An 18,327-nucleotide genomic window follows, 5' to 3' on the forward strand; every position below is an offset into this window, starting at 1 on the left:
CGAGAAAGTATTCTTATTTCTTTTTCTGTAAATATTTTATTACTCATTTTATCTTCCACCATTCGTCTTTTTTTCTATTATACATAAAAATACCCTATAGAATAGACTTTTTTTAGTGTCCACTCTATAGGGTACAGTATATTTTTCTGTTTATTCTAATATATTCCTTCTTCGAATATACTTTTTATTTCATTTATATCGTTAGTTTTTCCAAGGGAGAGCATTAGCTTTATTCTTGCTTTTTGACCAGGTAGATTTCCTCCTAGTATGCATCCAAGATTAACTAAATCTCTTCCTGAACCTTCATAACCATAAGTATCTAAAACTCTTCCTGAGTGGCACCTAGACACTATAACTACAGGGACATTTTTTTCTTTTGCATACTTAATTCCATCTAACATTTTTGGAGGGATATTTCCTCTTCCCATAGCCTCTATAACTATGCCTTTAGCTCCTGAATCAATAGAAAACTTTATAAGCCTTGAATCCATACCAACTACAACCTTAAATAAGTCAACACAAGGTTCAACTTTATGAGTATGAATATGTTGTTTTCTTACTATGTCTCTATGAAGAATTAATTTATTGTCATCTATTATTCCTAGTGGTCCATAAGCAATAGATTTAAAAGTATCAAGGCTTAATGTATTTGTTTTAGTTACTTCTGAGGCTAGATTTACCTCGTTATTCATAACTACTAAAACACCTTTATTTTGAGCCTCATCAGCTATAACAGTACAAACAGCTGCTGCTAGATTACTTGGTCCGTCATAACCAAGTTCAGAAGAATTTCTCATAGCTCCCACAACAACAACTGGTTTTTGAGTATAAAGAGTTAAGCTTAAAAAATAAGCGGTTTCTTCTAAACTGTCAGTACCGTGGGTTACAACAATACCGTTTATATCATCTCTATCAACTAAGTCTGATATTAAATTTTTAAGATCCATCATCATTTCGGGTGTCATATGAGGTCCTGGAATTTCTGAAAAATTAACAACCTCTATATCTGCTATTTTATCTATATTTGTAACCATAGACATTATTTGCTCTCCTGAAAGAGAAGGGATGGCTGCACCTATTCTCGAATCTACAGTCATAGAGATTGTTCCACCTGTAAATACTATAGCAACCTTTTTTTTATTCATAAAGATTACCTCCTTAAAAAATAATATATATTAATTATATAATATTAAGTATAGTTATAAACTGTTATTATTAAAATAAGCAAAAAAAAACCTGCCGTATAGGCAGGCTTCACATCCGAAAATGTGAAAATCCGTTCAAAAGGGGTATTGGGAATAGAGATTTTATTGAGGTTACCAGGGGGATAACCACTAAAGATAGTATAACAAAATACGACATGTTTTGCAACGGTTTTTTAAAAAAATATATAAATCTACATATTTTTGTTCTTTTTGAAGAATATGAAAGCATAATTCTTTTACATTATTATGTGTATAATTTGAATTTTCATATTTTTATAGTAGGTGTAATTATAATATAATGTTATTATCAAGTGAAACTTATCCAGAACTCTTAGCTTTCGGATAAATTAAAATAGAGGGGGCTATACAAATGAAAAAAATAGAAAATTTAATAGGAAATTTAAGAAAAAGAGGTATAGAAGCAAAATCTTTTGAAACTAAAGATGATTTAAAGAAAGACTTATTGAATGAAGTTAATAAAGATGATTTAGTTGCAATAGGAGGGTCTATGTCTATAGATCAGATAGACGTATACGATGATCTTGTAGAAAAATCTAAAGAAGTACTTTGGCACTGGAAGGTTGATCCTAGTGAAAGAATGGAACTTCTTAGAAAAGCTATTTTTTCTGATGTATATTTATCAAGTACAAATGCTATATTAGAGGATGGAAGAATCATAAATATAGATGGTGTAGGTAATAGGGTTGCATCTATGTTCTTTGGACCTAAAAAAGTAATTCTTGTATGTGGTATAAACAAAGTATGCAACGATTATGATGATGCTATGAATAGAATAAAAACATCTGCATGTCCAAATAATGCTAGAAGACTCAACTTAAATGTTCCTTGTGCAAAAATAGATTCTTGTGTAGATTGTAAAAGTGAGCAGAGAATGTGTATGGTAACGAGCATAATAGAAAAAAAACCACCTACAATAGATTTTAAAGTATATATATTAAATGAAGAAATAGGGTATTAACTTTACAACAAAAGCCAAATAATATAATATATTATTTGGCTTTAATATATATTTATATATATTAAAGGATTATATATTTTTAAAGATATAGATAACATTGATTAAATAACTAAATTTGCAACTATTTTGAGAAACAGAGTCCGTAGGACTCGTTGGCGACATGAGCTATGCGATAGCATAAAGCGAATTTTATTTAGAAGGTGATTAAATGGAAATTTATTTAGATAATAGTGCGACTACAAAACCATATAAGGAAGTAGTAGATAAAATGGTTTATGCTTTAACTGAGCAGTATGCTAACCCTTCTTCTATACATAGAAAAGGAGTAATTGTAGAAAAGGAAATAAAGAATGCCCGAAGAGAAATAGCAAAGCATGTAGGTGCTAAGGATAAAGAAATATTTTTTACATCTGGGGGAACTGAATCTAACAATATAATAATAAGAGGTGTAGCTTATGCTAATCATAGAAATGGTAAGCATTTAATAACTACCAAAATAGAACATCCTTCTGTATTAAATACTTTTAAAGATTTAGAAAAAGATGGATATGAAGTTACATATCTAGGTGTAAATGAAAAGGGATTAATAGATTTTGAAGATTTTAAGAAGGCTTTAAGAGAAGATACAACACTTGTAAGTATTATGCATGTAAATAATGAAGTTGGAGCTATTCAGCCTGTTGATAAAATAGGGAGATACTTATCCAAGCTAAAAAGAAAGGTTTATTTGCATGTGGATGCAGTACAGTCATTTGGAAAAATAGATTTTAAGCCTTCAAAATACAATATAGATTTAATGTCTGTAAGTGCTCATAAAATACATGGACCAAAGGGAATTGGATTTGTATACGTAAAAGAAAATACAAAAATAAAGTCTATCGTAACAGGTGGAGGACAAGAAGGTTCATTTAGATCTGGAACTGAAAATGTACCGGGAATATTTGGATTATCTGAGGCTGTTAGAATAACAATGGATAACCTGAAGGATAATGTAAAAAAGGTTACTAAGTTAAAAGAGTTATTACTTAATGAAATAAAATCTAATATAGATGATATAAAGATAAATAGTATTGAAGATGGAGTGTGCCATATATTAAATGTATCGTTCATAGGTATAAGAGGAGAAATACTTCTTCACTATTTAGAAGAAGATAATATATATGTATCAACAGGGTCAGCTTGTTCTTCTAAGAAAAAAGGAAGTCATGTTTTAATAGAAATGGGTCTCTGGGCTAGTGAAATAGAAGGGGCTATAAGATTTAGCTTATCAACTATGAATAAAGAAGAAGATATAAAAAAGGCTGTTGAGATAATAAAGAAAAAAGTTGAAGAATTAAGAATTATAATAAATAAGAGGTGAATACATGTATAATGTAGTAATAGCAAGATACGGAGAAATAGGAGTAAAGGGAAAGAATAGATATATATTTGAAGACAAGCTTGTAAAAAATATAAAAAATGCTTTAAAACCAGTAGGTAAGTTAAATGTATACAAGCAATTTGGAAGAATATATATAGATGTTGAAGAATATGATTATGAAGCTATAATAGAAGAAGCTAGAAAGGTTTTTGGAATAGTTTCACTTAGTCCTGCTGTTAAATTTGAAAATGATTATGAAAAATTAAAAGAAGTATCACTTGAAATATTAAAGGATAAAATAGAGTTTGAAGATGTAGAAACTTTCAAAGTAGAGTCTAAGAGAACTGACAAAAAGTTCAGGATGACATCACTTGAAATGAGCAGAGATATAGGTGGATATTTATTATCTGAATTAGGAGATAAAATAAAGGTTGATGTAAGAAATCCTGATGTAAAGGTTGAGGCAGAGTTAAGAGAAGAGTGCTGCGTGGCTTATTTAGAGAGAGTAGATGGTTATGGAGGATTACCTCTTGGAACTAACGGTAAAGCAATGGTATTATTATCAGGAGGAATAGATTCCCCTGTAGCAGGCTGGATGGTAGCTAAAAGAGGAGTTGACCTTGAATTAATGCATTACCATAGTTATCCGTTTACTAGCGAGAGATCTAAGGAGAAGGTAGAAGAATTAGCAAGGATTTTATCTAAATACTGTGGAAGACTTAAAATGCACAGTGTAAACCTTCTTCCTATACAAAAGCAGATAAATGAGCATTGTAGGGAAGAGGAAATGACAATTATATCTAGAAGATTCATGATGAGAATAGCTGAGAAAGTTGCCTTATCTAAAGAGTGTAATGCACTTGTTACAGGAGAGAGTATAGGACAAGTTGCATCTCAAACAATACAAGGACTTACAGTTACTAATGCATCAGTTGAGGTACCTGTATTTAGACCTTTAATAGCTATGGATAAGAGTGAAATAGTTGATATAGCTAAGAAAATAGGAACTTTTGAAACTTCTATAATACCAGAAGAAGATTGCTGTACAGTGTTTTTACCTAAAAATCCTGTTACAAAGCCAAAGCTTGAAAAGATAATATTATCAGAGAAAAATCTTGATATAGAAAAGCTTATAGATGAGGCTATAGAGAATATGGAAGTTATAGATATAACTTTATAATTTAGTGTTTTAGCCGAAAAATGTGGTTATTAAAATAACGATACTCTAATTAAGAGTATCTAACATTTTAATAACCATATTTTTAATTTGTGGATAATTATTGATGAAAAAACTGCACTTGAAACTATTTTTAAGCAACAGAGTCTGTAAGGATCGTTGGTGACATGAGTCACCGGGTTAGCGAGTAGACAAATTTTAATTATAGAACCATTTAGTAGGTAATAAGAATGTACACGGCATTGTAAGAATAGCTATGGTTAGTGAAACCTTAAATCTTAATTTACTATTCTCAAATTGGTCTTTAAAAGTAAATTTATAATTAAATATAAAAATAAAAATTGTTGATATAAGCATTGCAAATAATATTATTATAACTGCCAAGGGATTGCTAAAGGGGTCATAGCTTATTGCTGAGCTTAATTCATACGGCAATTCAATGGCACCAAAATCAAAAGTTACTAATAGAAATAGTAGCAAGGCACCTATAATATCTGCTAAAAATCCAAACTTCCACACAGGCAATATATTTTTTTTATAAAATGTTTTTAAGTTGTTTTGTGCATTTCCCAACTTAAACATAAAAAAGCATAATATTATTACTAATGAATCAATAACAAAATTGCCTATAAGAGTTACAAATATAACTGGTGGGAAAAATAATAAAAACCAGATTGGGAAAATCAAATTATACAATTTTACTTGTTTCATTTTTAACATCCTTTCAATTAAATTTATATTTATGTCTGCATTAGATATTCCTTAGATTTTACAGCTATATAGAGTTTATTTCCATTATCTAATATTTCTTTATATTTATTGCGTGCTGATATTAAATCTCCATTTTGTTTATCTATTTGTGCTAAAGTATATAATATGGATAATCTTGTACATTTATCTAATTTCTCATTTGATAATATTTCTTCAAATTTTTCTTTACTTTCTTTATATCTATTTAAGAAGAAAAACCTTTCTGCTATAAGTAGATTAACAGCTAAGTTCATTCTTTTATTCACAGGTGCAAGAATGGGAATTTGTGTTTCAAACAATTCTTCAGCATCTGAAAGTTCTCCAAGTTCATACAAGCAGGAGATTAGATTTATTGTGTATAAAAGCAATGTCCCATTCTTATTTGATAAATAAGATTTATCTATAGATAACAAAACTTCTTTTGCCTGTTGAAAATTTCCCATTAAAATGAATGCTACAGATTTATCAATATTTAAATAAGCATTTATCTTAGGATTTTTTCCTGTGATTTTTTGTTGTTCTTCTGTAGCTTTTAAAAACTTATACGGATCACAGTATTTTTTTAGTAAGTTTAGCCTTTTTCTACTTCGTTTATTGGCTATAAATATGTAGCCGATAATTATAATTAAAAAAGTAATTCCTCCTGCTATAACAACATTATCTATTAGTGCAGATAATATTAACATTATAGTAAAAGTTGTAATAATTAAATTGATACGTTTTACTAACATGAATATCCTCCTTAGATTATATGGTTTAATACGATTATACTAACATAATTTTCCTTAAAAGAAAATATGGAGGTTATAGATATAATTTTATAATTCAGCGTTTTAAGCGAAAAATATGGTTATTAAAATACCTATATTCTAATAATATTTTTAGTGAGTGAGCAAATTGGTTGCAATTATTGTAAATTATACTTCTTTGTGCTAAATTGAATTCATAATAATAGGTTATAAAAGGAGTGTGAATTATGAAAAATGTAAATTTTTCAACCAAAATTAAAATATATATATCGATCACTTGTGTACTTTTATTTGTTTTAATAATTTTAAATTCATTATTTGGAAACCCGATATCTAAAAATATTTCAAATAAAAAAATAAGATCATATATACATGATAATTATAAAAATTTAAACTTAACTATAGATGAACCTATGTATAATTTTAAAATGGCTGAATATTTTTGCAAGGTGTATTCAAAGACTCAACCTGATGTATATTTTGAAGTTTCATATAGAGATAAAGAAATTTTTGATTCATATAAATATGAAGTATTGAGTGGTCAAAATACAGTGAATAGAATAGAAAGGGAATATGCAGATATATTAACACCTCTTTTAAAAAAAGAATTTGGGGCATCTTTTGATAGAGTTCGAATAGATTATTCAATGGAAGATGTAATTAATAAAAATATACCCAAGTTAAATGAGCCTTTAGATATTAATGATAGATATTATAAAGAAATTTTACTTGATTTAAAAGATACAGATATGACAGTTGAATCTTTTTCTTTTAATCTTACAAAATTAAATAGTATATTAATTAAAAACGGGTATAACATTGATGAGTATATGGTATGGATAGGGGAACCAACTGATGATTATGCTTATATATCAGGAATTAAGCCATCAATGATAGATGAAGATTTAATCAAATTAATTCAATACTGTAAAGATAATAAAAAAGAAGCTTTTCAAAGGTATGAAATTAGTATTACTTTGTAGAATAAAAAATTTATATAGATGCTAATAATTATAAATATATTTGGATAAAACACATAAATAAAGCATAGGGACAAAATATTGTCTCTATGCTTTATTTTACTGCTATATCTATCCCATACTCTTCAAATATTTTAGAAGCTCTTAATACATCCTCATCATTTGCATCAGGAATATCTTCTAAAGGATATTCATATCCAAGTTCTTCCCACTTGAATCTCCCCATAGAATGATAAGGAAGTATTTCAACTTTTTCTATATTATCAAGTGTATTTATAAACTTACAAAGCTCTCTTATATCATTTTCTTTATCTGTAATCCCTGGAACTAAAACATATCTTATCCAAGTAGGTATTTTTTTATAGGATAAATGCTTTGCAAAATTTAATGTTTTATTATTGTAAACACCAGTTAAATCTTTAAAAGAGTCTCTATTTATATGCTTTATATCTAGTAAAACTAAGTCTGTATAATCAAGTATAGAATCTATAATGTCTATATCTACAAATCCAGAGGTATCTATAGCCGTGTGAATATCGTTATCTTTAGCCTTGATAAGCAAGCTTTTTAAAAACTCAGGCTGCAGAGTAGGATCGCCACCAGATACAGTAAGACCTCCACCAGATGAAATCATAAAAGGTTTATACTTAACAATCTCACTTATAAGTTCATCAACATCATATTCTTGTCCGCCTTTAGGGTCCCACGTATCTCGATTATGACAATATTTACATCTAAGAGGACATCCTTGAGTAAATACTATAAATCTAATTCCAGGACCATCTACAGTTCCGAAAGTCTCTAGAGAGTGTACTCTACCTTTAATACCCATATAAACACCACCTTAAAATTTGCTTTATACTACCGCATAGTTCATATCACCAACGAGTCCTACGGAATCCGTTGCTTAAAAATAGTTGATATTGTAATTTTTTCTATTAAATAAAGTCCTAAGCGATTGTTAGGACTTTATTTAATAATACTACATTTTTGAGTGGAAAGTTCTATTTATAACGTCTAATTGTTGTTCTCTAGTTAATTTTATAAAGTTAACTGCATAACCAGATACACGTATTGTAAGTTGAGGATACTTTTCAGGGTGATCCATAGCATCAAGTAAAGTTTCTTTATCAAATACGTTTACGTTGATATGGTGGCCGTTTTGAATGAAATATCCATCAAGTAAGAATGTTAAGTTGTTTATTCTTTCTTCATCAGTTTTACCTATAGCCTTAGGAACTACAGTAAATGTATAAGAAATACCATCTTGAGAATGCTCATATGGAAGCTTAGCAACTGAAGATATAGAAGCAAGACAACCTTTTGTATCTCTTCCGTGCATAGGGTTAGCTCCAGGTCCGAAAGGCTCTCCAGCTTTTCTTCCATCAGGAGTATTACCAGTTTTTTTACCATAAACTACGTTTGAAGTTATAGTAAGTATTGATTGAGTGTGTACAGAGTTTCTATAAGTTTTGTTCTTTTTTATTTTATTCATAAATGTTTCAACTAATTCAGATGCTAATGAATCAACTGAATCATCATTGTTTCCGAATTTAGGGAAATCTCCTTCGATTTCAAAATCAACAGCCATACCGTTTTCATCTCTTATAGCTTTAACCTTAGCATGCTTTATAGCAGATAATGAATCCGCACATACAGAAAGTCCAGCTATACCACAAGCCATAGTTCTTAATACATCTCTATCATGTAAAGCCATTTGAGCTTTTTCGTAACAATATTTGTCATGCATATAGTGAATTATATTTAATGCATTTACATATAAGTTTGCTAACCAGTCAAGGAATAAGTCGAATTTTTCCATAACTTCATCAAACTCTAAGTATTCAGAAGTAATAGGAGCAAATTTTGGTCCTACTTGGATTTTTTTCTTTTCATCTATACCACCATTTATAGCGTAAAGTAGAGCTTTAGCAAGGTTACATCTAGCTCCGAAGAACTGCATTTGCTTACCAATTCTCATAGCAGAAACACAACAAGCTATACCGTAATCATCTCCCCAATGAGATCTCATTAAATCATCATTTTCGTATTGAATAGAGCTTGTATCTATAGAAACCTTAGAACAGAATTTTTTAAAGTTTTCAGGAAGAGCTTTAGACCAAAGTACAGTTAAGTTAGGTTCTGGTGCTGCACCTAAAGTATATAAAGTATTTAATGTTCTAAAAGCAGTTTTAGTAACAAGAGTTCTTCCATCAATGCCCATACCACCTATTACTTCTGTTATCCAAGTTGGATCTCCAGAGAATAAATCATTATATTCAGGAGTTCTTAAGAATCTAACCATTCTAAGCTTCATAACGAAGTGATCCATTATTTCTTGGGCTTCATCTTCAGTTAAAACTTTGTTTTTAATATCTCTTTCAAAGTAAATATCAAGGAATGTAGAAACTCTACCTAAGCTCATTGCAGCTCCGTTTTGATCTTTAACAGCTGAAAGGTAACCAAAGTATGTCCATTGAACAGCTTCTTTTGCATTTTGAGCAGGTCTTGATAAATCAAAGCCATATTCAGCTCCCATTTGAATCATTTCTTTTAAAGCTTTGATTTGCTCAGATATTTCTTCTCTTAATCTTATAGTGTTTTCATCCATTGTTAAAACGTTTAAAGATTTCTTTTGAGCATTTTTGTCTTCTATTAATTTATCTATACCGTAAAGAGCTATTCTTCTATAGTCTCCTATTATTCTACCTCTACCATAAGCATCTGGAAGACCAGTTATTATACCAGCACTTCTAGCAGCTCTCATTTCAGGAGTATAAACATCAAATACTCCGTCGTTATGAGTTTTTCTGTAGTTATGGAAAATTTCTTTAACTTTTGAATCAAGTTCGTATCCGTAAGCCTTACAAGAATTTTCAACAACTCTGATTCCACCATAAGGCATTACAGCTCTTTTAAGAGGTGCGTCAGTTTGAAGACCTACAATAGTTTCTAAGTCTTTATTTATATATCCAGCCTTATAAGCATTTACACCAGATACTGTTTTAGTGTCGACATCTAAGGTACCACCATTTTCAACTTCTTTTTTCATTAAAGCTGAGACGTTATCCCATAATTTTTTAGTGTTCTCAGTAGCACCTGATAAGAAAGAATCATCTCCCTCATATGGTGTATAGTTAAGTTGAATAAAATCTCTTACGTCTATCTCTTTAGACCAATTTCCAGTTTTAAAACTCTTCCATGCATTTATCATTAAAATCACTCCTTAGTAAAGTAATATTTTATTCTATATAGGAAACTATATAATTTTTTATTTTGTGGATAACTTGTTAAAAAAGCTATACTTGCAACTATTAATAAGATTCTCTTAAAGAAGAACTTTTTTATTTAAATTAAAAAAATAAAAATAATTTATTTGTTGTAAATATAATAACATAAAAATTAAGCATTTTGTATACAATATTCAAATATTACGAAAAGTTAATAGTTCTGATAATTTGATAAATTTAAACAAAGTCACTATATGCCATTTAAAAAAATGTTATAATAATAATATAAGAATGTAAAAAAATGGTGAAAATCTCTTGATTATAGAGTAAATACTTTAGAATTTTAGTTTTAATAGTCGTGTATACAAAAAACTAATATGAAATTATATTCCTAGTGAAATTGGATAATTATAATTTTCTAATTACTTCCTAGTGAAAATATATAAATATTAATAAAATCTATATATTCATATTTAAGGAAGAAAAATTATATTAAATGTTTTGAAATCAGATAAAATAGTGAAAATATAAATAAATAAAAAATATTTGTTGCATAATAACAGTAATATATATATAATTGAAAAGATGAGCAAGAGAGACGTAAAAACGAAAGGAAAGGTAATATATATATGGAAAACATAAAATTTGAGAATTTAGATTTATCAAGAGAAATAAAACAAGCTGTAGCTGATATGGGATTTGAAGAACCATCTCCTATACAAGCTCAAGCAATACCACATATATTAGCAGGAAAAGACATAATAGGTCAAGCACAAACTGGTACGGGTAAAACAGCAGCCTTTGGTATTCCTGTGTTAGATATGGTTAATGAAAAAGATAGTAGTGTGCAGGCTATAATTTTATGCCCTACAAGAGAATTAGCTATACAAGTTGCGGGAGAGTTAGGAAAATTAGCTAAATATAAGAAAAATGTAAGAACACTACCTGTATATGGTGGACAACCTATAGACCGTCAAATAAAAGCATTAAAAAAAGGAGTTCAGATCGTTATAGGTACTCCTGGTAGAGTTATGGATCATATGAATCGTAAAACATTAAAGCTTGGAAATGTAAAGATGATAGTTTTAGATGAAGCGGATGAAATGCTAGATATGGGATTTAGAGAAGATATAGAGACTGTACTACAACAGCTTCCAGAAGAGAGACAAACTACTTTCTTCTCAGCTACAATGCCAAAAGCAATATTAAATCTTACAAAGAAGTATCAAAAAAATCCTGAACTTATAAAGGTTGTTCGTAAGGCCTTAACAGTTCCAAATATAGAGCAATTTTATATAGAAGCAAAATCTAAGAATAAATCAGATGTATTATCAAGACTTGTAGATATATACAATCCTAAGCTATCTGTTGTGTTTTGTAATACAAAGAGAAAAGTTGATGAATTAGTTTCAGAGCTTCAATCAAGAGGATACTTTGCTGATGCACTTCACGGTGATTTAAAGCAAGCTCAAAGAGATAATGTAATGGCTAAATTCAGAAATGGAACTATAGAAATACTAGTTGCAACGGATGTAGCAGCTAGAGGGATAGATGTTGATGATGTAGAGTGTGTATTTAACTATGATGTACCACAAGATGATGAATATTATGTACACAGAATAGGTAGAACTGGACGTGCGGGAAGATCAGGACGTGCATTCTCTTTCGTATCAGGAAAGAAAGAAATATATAAATTAAGAGATATTCAAAGATATACTAAGACTAAAATGAAAAGACATGATATACCATCTCTTAGTGATGTTGAAGAAATTAAAACTAATGTATTCTTAGAAAAAGTCAGAAATGTTATAGAAGAAGGACATTTAACTAACCAAGTTAATTTCTTAGAGAAATTAATGGAAGAATATACTTCTTTAGATATAGCTGCTGCACTTTTAAAAATGTCAATGGGTGATCAAAATAAAGAAGAAATAAAAGAAGATTTATTTGAAGATACTGGTGCAGAATCTGGAATGGTAAGATTATTCATAAATATAGGTAGAAAGCAAAATATAAAGCCTAAGGATATATTAGGAGCTATAGCTGGAGAAACTGGTATGCCAGGAAAGTTAATTGGAACTATAGATATATATGATAGATATACGTTTGTTGAGGTTCCAAGAGAGCGTGCTAAGGATGTATTAACTATAATGAAGAATAATACTATAAAAGGTAAAACTATAAATATAGAGCCTGCTAATAGAAAATAATAAAAGAGCTGTTGACTAAGTCAACAGCTTTTTTATGCTTAAGAAAACTATATCATTTTTTGTTTTGTGGATAACTTATCGAAAAAGCTATACTTTCACCCAAAATATAAACAATTAAATACCGATAATTAATATACCTTCTAATAAAACTAAAGATTATATCTTATTAAATATACTAAAACTTCTTAAACTCCCTTACGGTCAAACAAAAAAAGTTTTTTAACGTATATTTAAACGATACAATCTAAGTTTTATAGTAGAAGGTATATGAAAATTATCTAACATTTAATTGTTTATATTTTTAGATGAGATGATGATTGAGTAGACGAATTTTTTAAAATATTAGTTCGAGTTTTTTTAGCCTTTGTTTTAAATCATTTATAACACATTTTTCTTGTGCATGGCTTGATGCTTCAAAGGTCACTGAAAATCTTAAAAAGCTTCCAGCATCATCCCAAGGTACTGTAGATATTAATGCATTTTTTAGTATATATAAAGATGTATCTTGAGCATTCTTAAATGCATAGCCTGATTTAGTAGCTTTAGGAATAGGTACATAGCAGTAAAAAGTACCTAGTGGCTTTTTAGCATCAAATCCTACATCGCAAAGTGCATCAACCAGCATATCAAATCTTCTTGAATATTTAATACAATTACTAGTTATTATTTCAGAATGATTAAGAGCATAAGCTCCAGCCTTTTGAATTGCTCTAAATTGTCCTGAATCTGTGTGACCTTTTATATTTGCATAAGCCTTTATAATTTTTGGATTTGATACTATAAATGCTAGTCTCCATCCTGTCATATTGAAGGACTTTGATAAAGAGTGTATTTCAAGGCCAACATCAATAGCACCATCTATAGATAAAAAACTCAAAGGATCTCTATCAAAAGTAAGGGCACTATAAGCTGAGTCACAAACTACTAATACATCATTCTTATAAGCAAAATCCACAACTTTCTTATAAAACTCTTTAGTAGCTACTTGTCCTGTAGGATTGTTTGGATAATTAATGTATAATAACTTTGATTTTTTGAGTATATCATCAGGTATAGACTCAAAATCTGGATAAAAGTTATTTTCTCTATATAAAGGCAAATTATATACTTTACCACCCAAAAATCTACAATAGGTAGATAATACAGGATAACCAGGAACAGTAGTTAACACTATATCACCAGGATTTATAAAGCATATAGGAAGCATAGCAAGTATTGGTTTTGATCCTATTCCGTGCATAATATTTTTATATGGATCTAGGTTATCTAATTTGTATATTTTTTTTAAAAAAGAACATGCAGCATCTTGAAATTCAGCTATTCCATTATCAGAGTACAGTCTATTTTCAAGTTTAGAACACTCTTCACATAGTATTTTACATATACTAATATCAGCTGCAAGATCTGGCTCTCCAACACCCATATCTATAATCTTTTTATTTGGGTATTTATTTTTAATTATTTCTTTTTCTTTTTTTATAGATTCAAACTTATAATCTTTTGAATTGTTAAAAAAATCAATTCCTCCTAAACGATTTGATATTTTATTATCTACAAAATCCATAGAAAACTCCCCCTTAGATGAGAAACAAACTGCTAGAACATGATTAAATTAAAGCTATAGAATATAGTATTAATAGTTAGAATACTTTGATACAATATAAAGTAGACTCAACAGATTATGTATAAATAAAAAGAAAAGGAGTACTTAATGTGAATAAATTTAGCCACGGATGTACACTTGATTGTTTTGATTGTTGCAAGTTTGATGTATATATAGATGAAAATAACATTATACAGATAGAGGCAGACAAAAACCATCCTTATACAATGGGGATTATTTGCTCAAAGGGTAAGAAACATTTAGATAGACTAAATCACAAAGATAGAATATATACACCTCTTAAAAAGGTAGATGGAAAATGGATAGAAATAACATTTGATGAAGCTACATCAATAATAGCTGACAAATTGAAGTTTTATAAAGAGAATTATAATTCAAATTCAATTGCACATTATTATGAATCGGGAAGTGGTGGAGTACTAAAGTCTATACAAAATATATTTTTTAATTTTTACGGAGGTATTACAGAATTTGAAGGTGGTACATGTTGGTCTGCTGGAAATAAAGCTCAGAAATATGATTTTGGATATGTAAAAGGAAGTTCGCTTGAGGATTTAATGAATTCAAAAAATATAATAATTTGGGGAAGAAATCCTTACAATACATCTATACATCTTATGGAAACTATATTAAGAGCCAAGAAAAGTGGAATAAAGGTTACAGTTGTAGACCCAATATATACAGAAACTGCAAAGAAAGCTGATGAATATATAAGGGTTAACCCATCATCAGATGCAGCTCTTTGTATGGCTATGACGAAGGTTATAATAGAAGAAGGTTTACAAGATAAAGAATTTATAAAGAAATATGTAAAAGGATTTTTTGAATATAAAAGCTATTTAGATACACTAAGTCTTGAATATTTATCAAAGGAATGTTGTGTAGATATAGATACTATAAAGAGAATAGCACGTGTATATGCTAAAGAAAGTAGCACGATATATATAGGATACGGAGTTCAAAAGTATAGAAATGGAGGAAATACTATAAGAAGTATAGATGCCATGTCAGCTATAACAGGTAATGTAGGGAAACCTGGAAGCGGAGTAAATTATGCAAATAGAGTATATACAGACATATTAAATCTAGATCCGTATAATAGCTGTGATTATGCGAGTAATGAAAGGTATCTCAATGTTCATAGTTTTACAGAAGATGTAAAAAAATTAAGTAAAGAACCTATAAAAGCTATATTTGTAACAAAAGCAAATCCATTATGCAGATGGGCTAATCTAAATAAAAACATAAAAACATTTGGCGAAATAGAATTTAAAGTATGTATAGATATGTTTATGACTGATACTGCCAAACATTGTGACTTATTTATACCTTGTACCAATACTTTAGAAAGTGAAGATATTTTGTATTCATCTATGTGTAACCCTTATATTATATACAATGAAAAAATAGTTGATCCAAAATACAAACTTATGGATGAATATTATTTCTTTATGGAGATTAGTAAAAAAATGAATATGAAAGAATATCCTCTAGTATCAAAAAAAGAGTATTTAAAGGAAATAGTAAAACCTTTATCTAAATGGAACATAGATATAGAAGATATAAAAAAAGACTATGTAAATATGGCTTTTGATAAAGTGGCTTGGAGTGATAAAATTTTTAAAACTCCCTCTAAAAAGATAGAAATATATTCAGATAATGCAAAAAAAGATGGACTAAGTCCTATACCTGTATATATAAAAAGTGAAAAACAGGATATAAGATTGATAACTACACATGAAAAAAATTCATTATTCACACAACATTATTTAGATGATGATAAAATTTCAATAGTATATATGAATATTACTCTTGCTAAAAAATATAAATTATTAGAAGATGAAGTAATAATTTTAAAATCTAGAAATGGAAGTATAGATACGAAAGTAAAGATTACTGACGATGTAACTGATGATGTTGTTCATATGTACACAAGATGGACTAATAAAGACGGAAATCCAAATTTTTTAACTGAAGATATATCCTCTGAAATGGGAGGTCAAGTCGCATATAATGAAACATTTGTAAAAATTGTAAAAAAGTGCTAATTTTTAGCACTTTTTTTATGCTTATTCTACAAAAGTAGTTAAAATTTTATGAAGGAAAGAAGTAATATTTTATAGAAAGATATGTAAGAGCATAATAAGGGGGGATAACATTGGATATAAACTATAAAATAGATAACAGAAATTTAATTGTTGAACTATATGGGGAGCTAGACCATCATATAGCTTCGGAGGTAAGGGAAGAGATTGATATGGCTATAGATAAAAATTCTATAAAAAATGTTGTATTTGATTTAAAAAATATGAATTTTATGGATTCCTCAGGAGTAGGGGTTATTATAGGTAGATATAGAAAGCTTTCAGAAACTGGTGGAAAGGTAATAGCATTAAACTTGAATAAGCACGTTAAAAGAATATTTGATTTATCAGGTATAGATAAGATAATAGGAATTTATAATGATTACGAAGAAGCAATAAGTTCTTTATAAGGGGGAAAAACGATGAAGAATTATATGGAAATTAGTTTTTTAGCCAAATCTGAGAATGAATCTTTTGCTAGGGTGGTAGCTGCTTCTTTTGCATCTCAATTAGACCCAACAATAGATGAAATAGCAGATATAAAAACTGCTGTATCTGAGGCTGTTACAAATGCTATAATTCATGGATATGATGAGGATGAAACAAAGTTTGTAAATTTAGTAAGTGAAATAGATGAAGACACTATAAAGATAGTGGTAGAAGATAAAGGTAATGGAATAAAGGATGTAGATATGGCAAAGCAACCACTTTATACTTCAAAGCCAGAACTAGAGAGATCAGGAATGGGATTTACAGTAATGGAAACTTTTATGGACAGCATTGAAATATCTTCTATTTTTGGGGAAGGGACTAAATTAGTTATGAAAAAAACTATACAATCCAATAAAAATAAAGATTAGGGGTAATAATTATGGTGATGCCTGCTGTACGTGAGGAAAAAAGACATTTACTTAGCCATGAGGAAACTCTAGCTCTTATAGAAAAAGCTCAGGATGGAGATGAAAGATCAAAGGATATATTAATAGAAAGTAATTTAGGGCTAGTCAGAAGTGTTGTTAATAAATTTATGAATATAGGTTATGAAAGAGATGATTTGTTTCAATTAGGTTCAATTGGGCTTATAAAGGCTATATATAAGTTTGATCCCACATTTAATGTGAGATTTTCTACATATGCAGTACCTATGATTTTAGGAGAGATAAAAAGGTACTTAAGAGATGATGGCATGATTAAGGTATCAAGATCTCTAAAACAACTTGCTACAAAGAGTAAGATGGAAACAGAAAGATTATCAAAAAAGTTTGGACGAGAACCTACAATAGAAGAGGTTGCAAAATCTCTTGAGGTATCTAAGGAAGATATAGTTATGGCTCTTGAATCAAACTCATCAGTTGAGTATTTACATGGAGTTATACATGAGGATGAAGGATCTCCTATATGTCTTATAGATAAAATAAGTCAAACTAAAACTATGGATGATGAAAAAATAGTGGACAATTTACTTTTAAAGCAAGTGATAGGTAAGCTAGAAAAAAGAGAGAGACAAATAATTGTTTTAAGGTATTTTGAGGATAGAACACAAAGTGAAATAGGAAATGAACTTGGAATATCCCAAGTTCAGGTATCAAGGATTGAGAAAAAGGTTTTAAGCAAACTTAAAAATATGATAAGTTGAGAGAGGGTCATACAATTTGTATGGCCTTTTTTGTGCTTAACCCCAAAATAAATGGGATTAAAATACCGCTTATGTGTTAAATATTTTTAATAAAACTAAGCATTACAGCTTATTGAATATCCTAAAAGTTCTAAACTCCCTTACGGTCAGACAATGAACTTTCTTAACGGATATTCAAACGCTGTAATACAAGTTTTATACAAAAATATTTAAATCATTCACTAATTATACTGTACCCTATAGAGTGGACACTAAAAAAAGTCTATTCTATAGGGTATTTTTATGTATAATAGAAAAAAAGACGAATGGTGGAAGATAAAATGAGTAATAAAATATTTACAGA

Annotated in this window: 15 protein-coding genes; 9 read left to right on the forward strand and 6 right to left on the reverse strand. The window is 29.1% G+C overall.

Translation table 11 applies throughout. From position 1 onward, the window contains the following. Positions 1–155: 155 nt before the first annotated feature. Complete coding sequence (locus tag N4A48_RS09280; RefSeq protein ID WP_293665627.1) at positions 156–1,145, reverse strand: asparaginase; 990 nt, start codon at positions 1,143–1,145, stop codon at positions 156–158. A gap of 430 nt (positions 1,146–1,575) precedes the next feature. Between N4A48_RS09280 and N4A48_RS09285 the strand changes: the two genes are divergently transcribed. From N4A48_RS09285 to thiI, 3 genes are all read left to right on the forward strand, one after another. After that, complete coding sequence (locus tag N4A48_RS09285; protein WP_293665628.1) at positions 1,576–2,184, forward strand: lactate utilization protein; 609 nt, start codon at positions 1,576–1,578, stop codon at positions 2,182–2,184. Between the two features lie 208 nt (positions 2,185–2,392). Further along, entirely contained in the window at positions 2,393–3,544 is a 1,152-nt protein-coding gene (locus tag N4A48_RS09290; RefSeq protein WP_293665630.1) for a cysteine desulfurase family protein, read from the forward strand. 4 nt (positions 3,545–3,548) lie between these two features. Further along, positions 3,549–4,724: a tRNA uracil 4-sulfurtransferase ThiI gene (thiI, locus tag N4A48_RS09295; RefSeq protein WP_293665631.1), complete on the forward strand. Its 1,176-nt coding sequence runs from the start codon at positions 3,549–3,551 to the stop codon at positions 4,722–4,724. Positions 4,725–4,919: 195 nt separating this feature from the next. On the opposite strand, the gene N4A48_RS09300 is transcribed toward thiI, so the two are convergent. Both N4A48_RS09300 and N4A48_RS09305 read right to left on the reverse strand, forming a co-directional pair. Then, positions 4,920–5,303 (reverse strand): hypothetical protein, encoded by a 384-nt coding sequence (locus tag N4A48_RS09300; protein WP_293665632.1) that lies wholly within the window; start codon positions 5,301–5,303, stop codon positions 4,920–4,922. 158 nt (positions 5,304–5,461) lie between these two features. Then, positions 5,462–6,202 (reverse strand): tetratricopeptide repeat protein, encoded by a 741-nt coding sequence (locus tag N4A48_RS09305; RefSeq protein WP_293665633.1) that lies wholly within the window; start codon positions 6,200–6,202, stop codon positions 5,462–5,464. A gap of 245 nt (positions 6,203–6,447) precedes the next feature. Here N4A48_RS09305 and N4A48_RS09310 point away from each other — a divergent pair, with 245 nt between their 5' ends. Then, positions 6,448–7,203: a YfjL-like protein gene (locus N4A48_RS09310; RefSeq protein WP_293665634.1), complete on the forward strand. Its 756-nt coding sequence runs from the start codon at positions 6,448–6,450 to the stop codon at positions 7,201–7,203. Positions 7,204–7,294: 91 nt separating this feature from the next. On the opposite strand, the gene pflA is transcribed toward N4A48_RS09310, so the two are convergent. Together pflA and pflB are read right to left on the reverse strand one after the other, a co-directional pair. After that, the gene (gene pflA / locus N4A48_RS09315; protein WP_293665635.1) at positions 7,295–8,032 is read right to left on the reverse strand and encodes a pyruvate formate-lyase-activating protein; all 738 of its coding nucleotides are present in this window, start codon (positions 8,030–8,032) and stop codon (positions 7,295–7,297) included. Between the two features lie 150 nt (positions 8,033–8,182). Next, on the reverse strand, positions 8,183–10,411 hold the full coding sequence (gene pflB / locus N4A48_RS09320; protein ID WP_293665643.1) for a formate C-acetyltransferase: 2,229 nt from the start codon (positions 10,409–10,411) through the stop codon (positions 8,183–8,185). 648 nt (positions 10,412–11,059) lie between these two features. Between pflB and N4A48_RS09325 the strand changes: the two genes are divergently transcribed. Continuing rightward, positions 11,060–12,640 (forward strand): DEAD/DEAH box helicase, encoded by a 1,581-nt coding sequence (locus tag N4A48_RS09325; RefSeq protein ID WP_293665636.1) that lies wholly within the window; start codon positions 11,060–11,062, stop codon positions 12,638–12,640. Positions 12,641–12,974: 334 nt separating this feature from the next. On the opposite strand, the gene N4A48_RS09330 is transcribed toward N4A48_RS09325, so the two are convergent. Next, positions 12,975–14,204, reverse strand: coding sequence for an LL-diaminopimelate aminotransferase (locus N4A48_RS09330; protein ID WP_293665637.1), 1,230 nt, complete (start codon positions 14,202–14,204; stop codon positions 12,975–12,977). A gap of 149 nt (positions 14,205–14,353) precedes the next feature. On the opposite strand from N4A48_RS09330, the gene N4A48_RS09335 reads away from it, so the two are divergent. The 4 genes from N4A48_RS09335 to sigF all read left to right on the forward strand — a co-directional run bounded on the left by N4A48_RS09335 (position 14,354) and on the right by sigF (position 17,984). Beyond that, positions 14,354–16,312, forward strand: a complete 1,959-nt coding sequence (locus tag N4A48_RS09335; RefSeq protein ID WP_293665638.1) for a molybdopterin-dependent oxidoreductase — start codon at positions 14,354–14,356, stop codon at positions 16,310–16,312. 110 nt (positions 16,313–16,422) lie between these two features. After that, a complete protein-coding gene (gene spoIIAA, locus N4A48_RS09340) occupies positions 16,423–16,758 on the forward strand; it encodes an anti-sigma F factor antagonist (RefSeq protein WP_293665640.1) in 336 nt (111 codons plus the stop codon). A 12-nt stretch (positions 16,759–16,770) separates the two neighbouring features. Next, a complete protein-coding gene (spoIIAB, locus tag N4A48_RS09345; protein WP_293665641.1) occupies positions 16,771–17,208 on the forward strand; it encodes an anti-sigma F factor in 438 nt (145 codons plus the stop codon). 11 nt (positions 17,209–17,219) lie between these two features. Further along, the gene (gene sigF, locus N4A48_RS09350) at positions 17,220–17,984 is read left to right on the forward strand and encodes an RNA polymerase sporulation sigma factor SigF (protein WP_293665642.1); all 765 of its coding nucleotides are present in this window, start codon (positions 17,220–17,222) and stop codon (positions 17,982–17,984) included. Positions 17,985–18,327: the final 343 nt, after the last annotated feature.

The sequence above is a fragment of the Tepidibacter sp. genome (genome assembly GCF_025210165.1).
Lineage (GTDB): Bacteria > Bacillota > Clostridia > Peptostreptococcales > Peptostreptococcaceae > Tepidibacter_A.

Coding starts and splice junctions, on each gene's coding strand:
- N4A48_RS09330 (WP_293665637.1), bottom strand. CDS start 14,204: ATGGATTTTGTAGATAATAAAATATCAAATCGTTTAGGAGGAATTGAT.
- N4A48_RS09325 (WP_293665636.1), top strand. CDS start 11,060: ATGGAAAACATAAAATTTGAGAATTTAGATTTATCAAGAGAAATAAAA.
- thiI (WP_293665631.1), top strand. CDS start 3,549: ATGTATAATGTAGTAATAGCAAGATACGGAGAAATAGGAGTAAAGGGA.
- sigF (WP_293665642.1), top strand. CDS start 17,220: ATGGTGATGCCTGCTGTACGTGAGGAAAAAAGACATTTACTTAGCCAT.
- N4A48_RS09305 (WP_293665633.1), bottom strand. CDS start 6,202: ATGTTAGTAAAACGTATCAATTTAATTATTACAACTTTTACTATAATG.
- pflA (WP_293665635.1), bottom strand. CDS start 8,032: ATGGGTATTAAAGGTAGAGTACACTCTCTAGAGACTTTCGGAACTGTA.
- N4A48_RS09285 (WP_293665628.1), top strand. CDS start 1,576: ATGAAAAAAATAGAAAATTTAATAGGAAATTTAAGAAAAAGAGGTATA.
- spoIIAB (WP_293665641.1), top strand. CDS start 16,771: ATGAAGAATTATATGGAAATTAGTTTTTTAGCCAAATCTGAGAATGAA.
- N4A48_RS09300 (WP_293665632.1), bottom strand. CDS start 5,303: ATGTTTAAGTTGGGAAATGCACAAAACAACTTAAAAACATTTTATAAA.
- N4A48_RS09310 (WP_293665634.1), top strand. CDS start 6,448: ATGAAAAATGTAAATTTTTCAACCAAAATTAAAATATATATATCGATC.
- N4A48_RS09290 (WP_293665630.1), top strand. CDS start 2,393: ATGGAAATTTATTTAGATAATAGTGCGACTACAAAACCATATAAGGAA.
- N4A48_RS09280 (WP_293665627.1), bottom strand. CDS start 1,145: ATGAATAAAAAAAAGGTTGCTATAGTATTTACAGGTGGAACAATCTCT.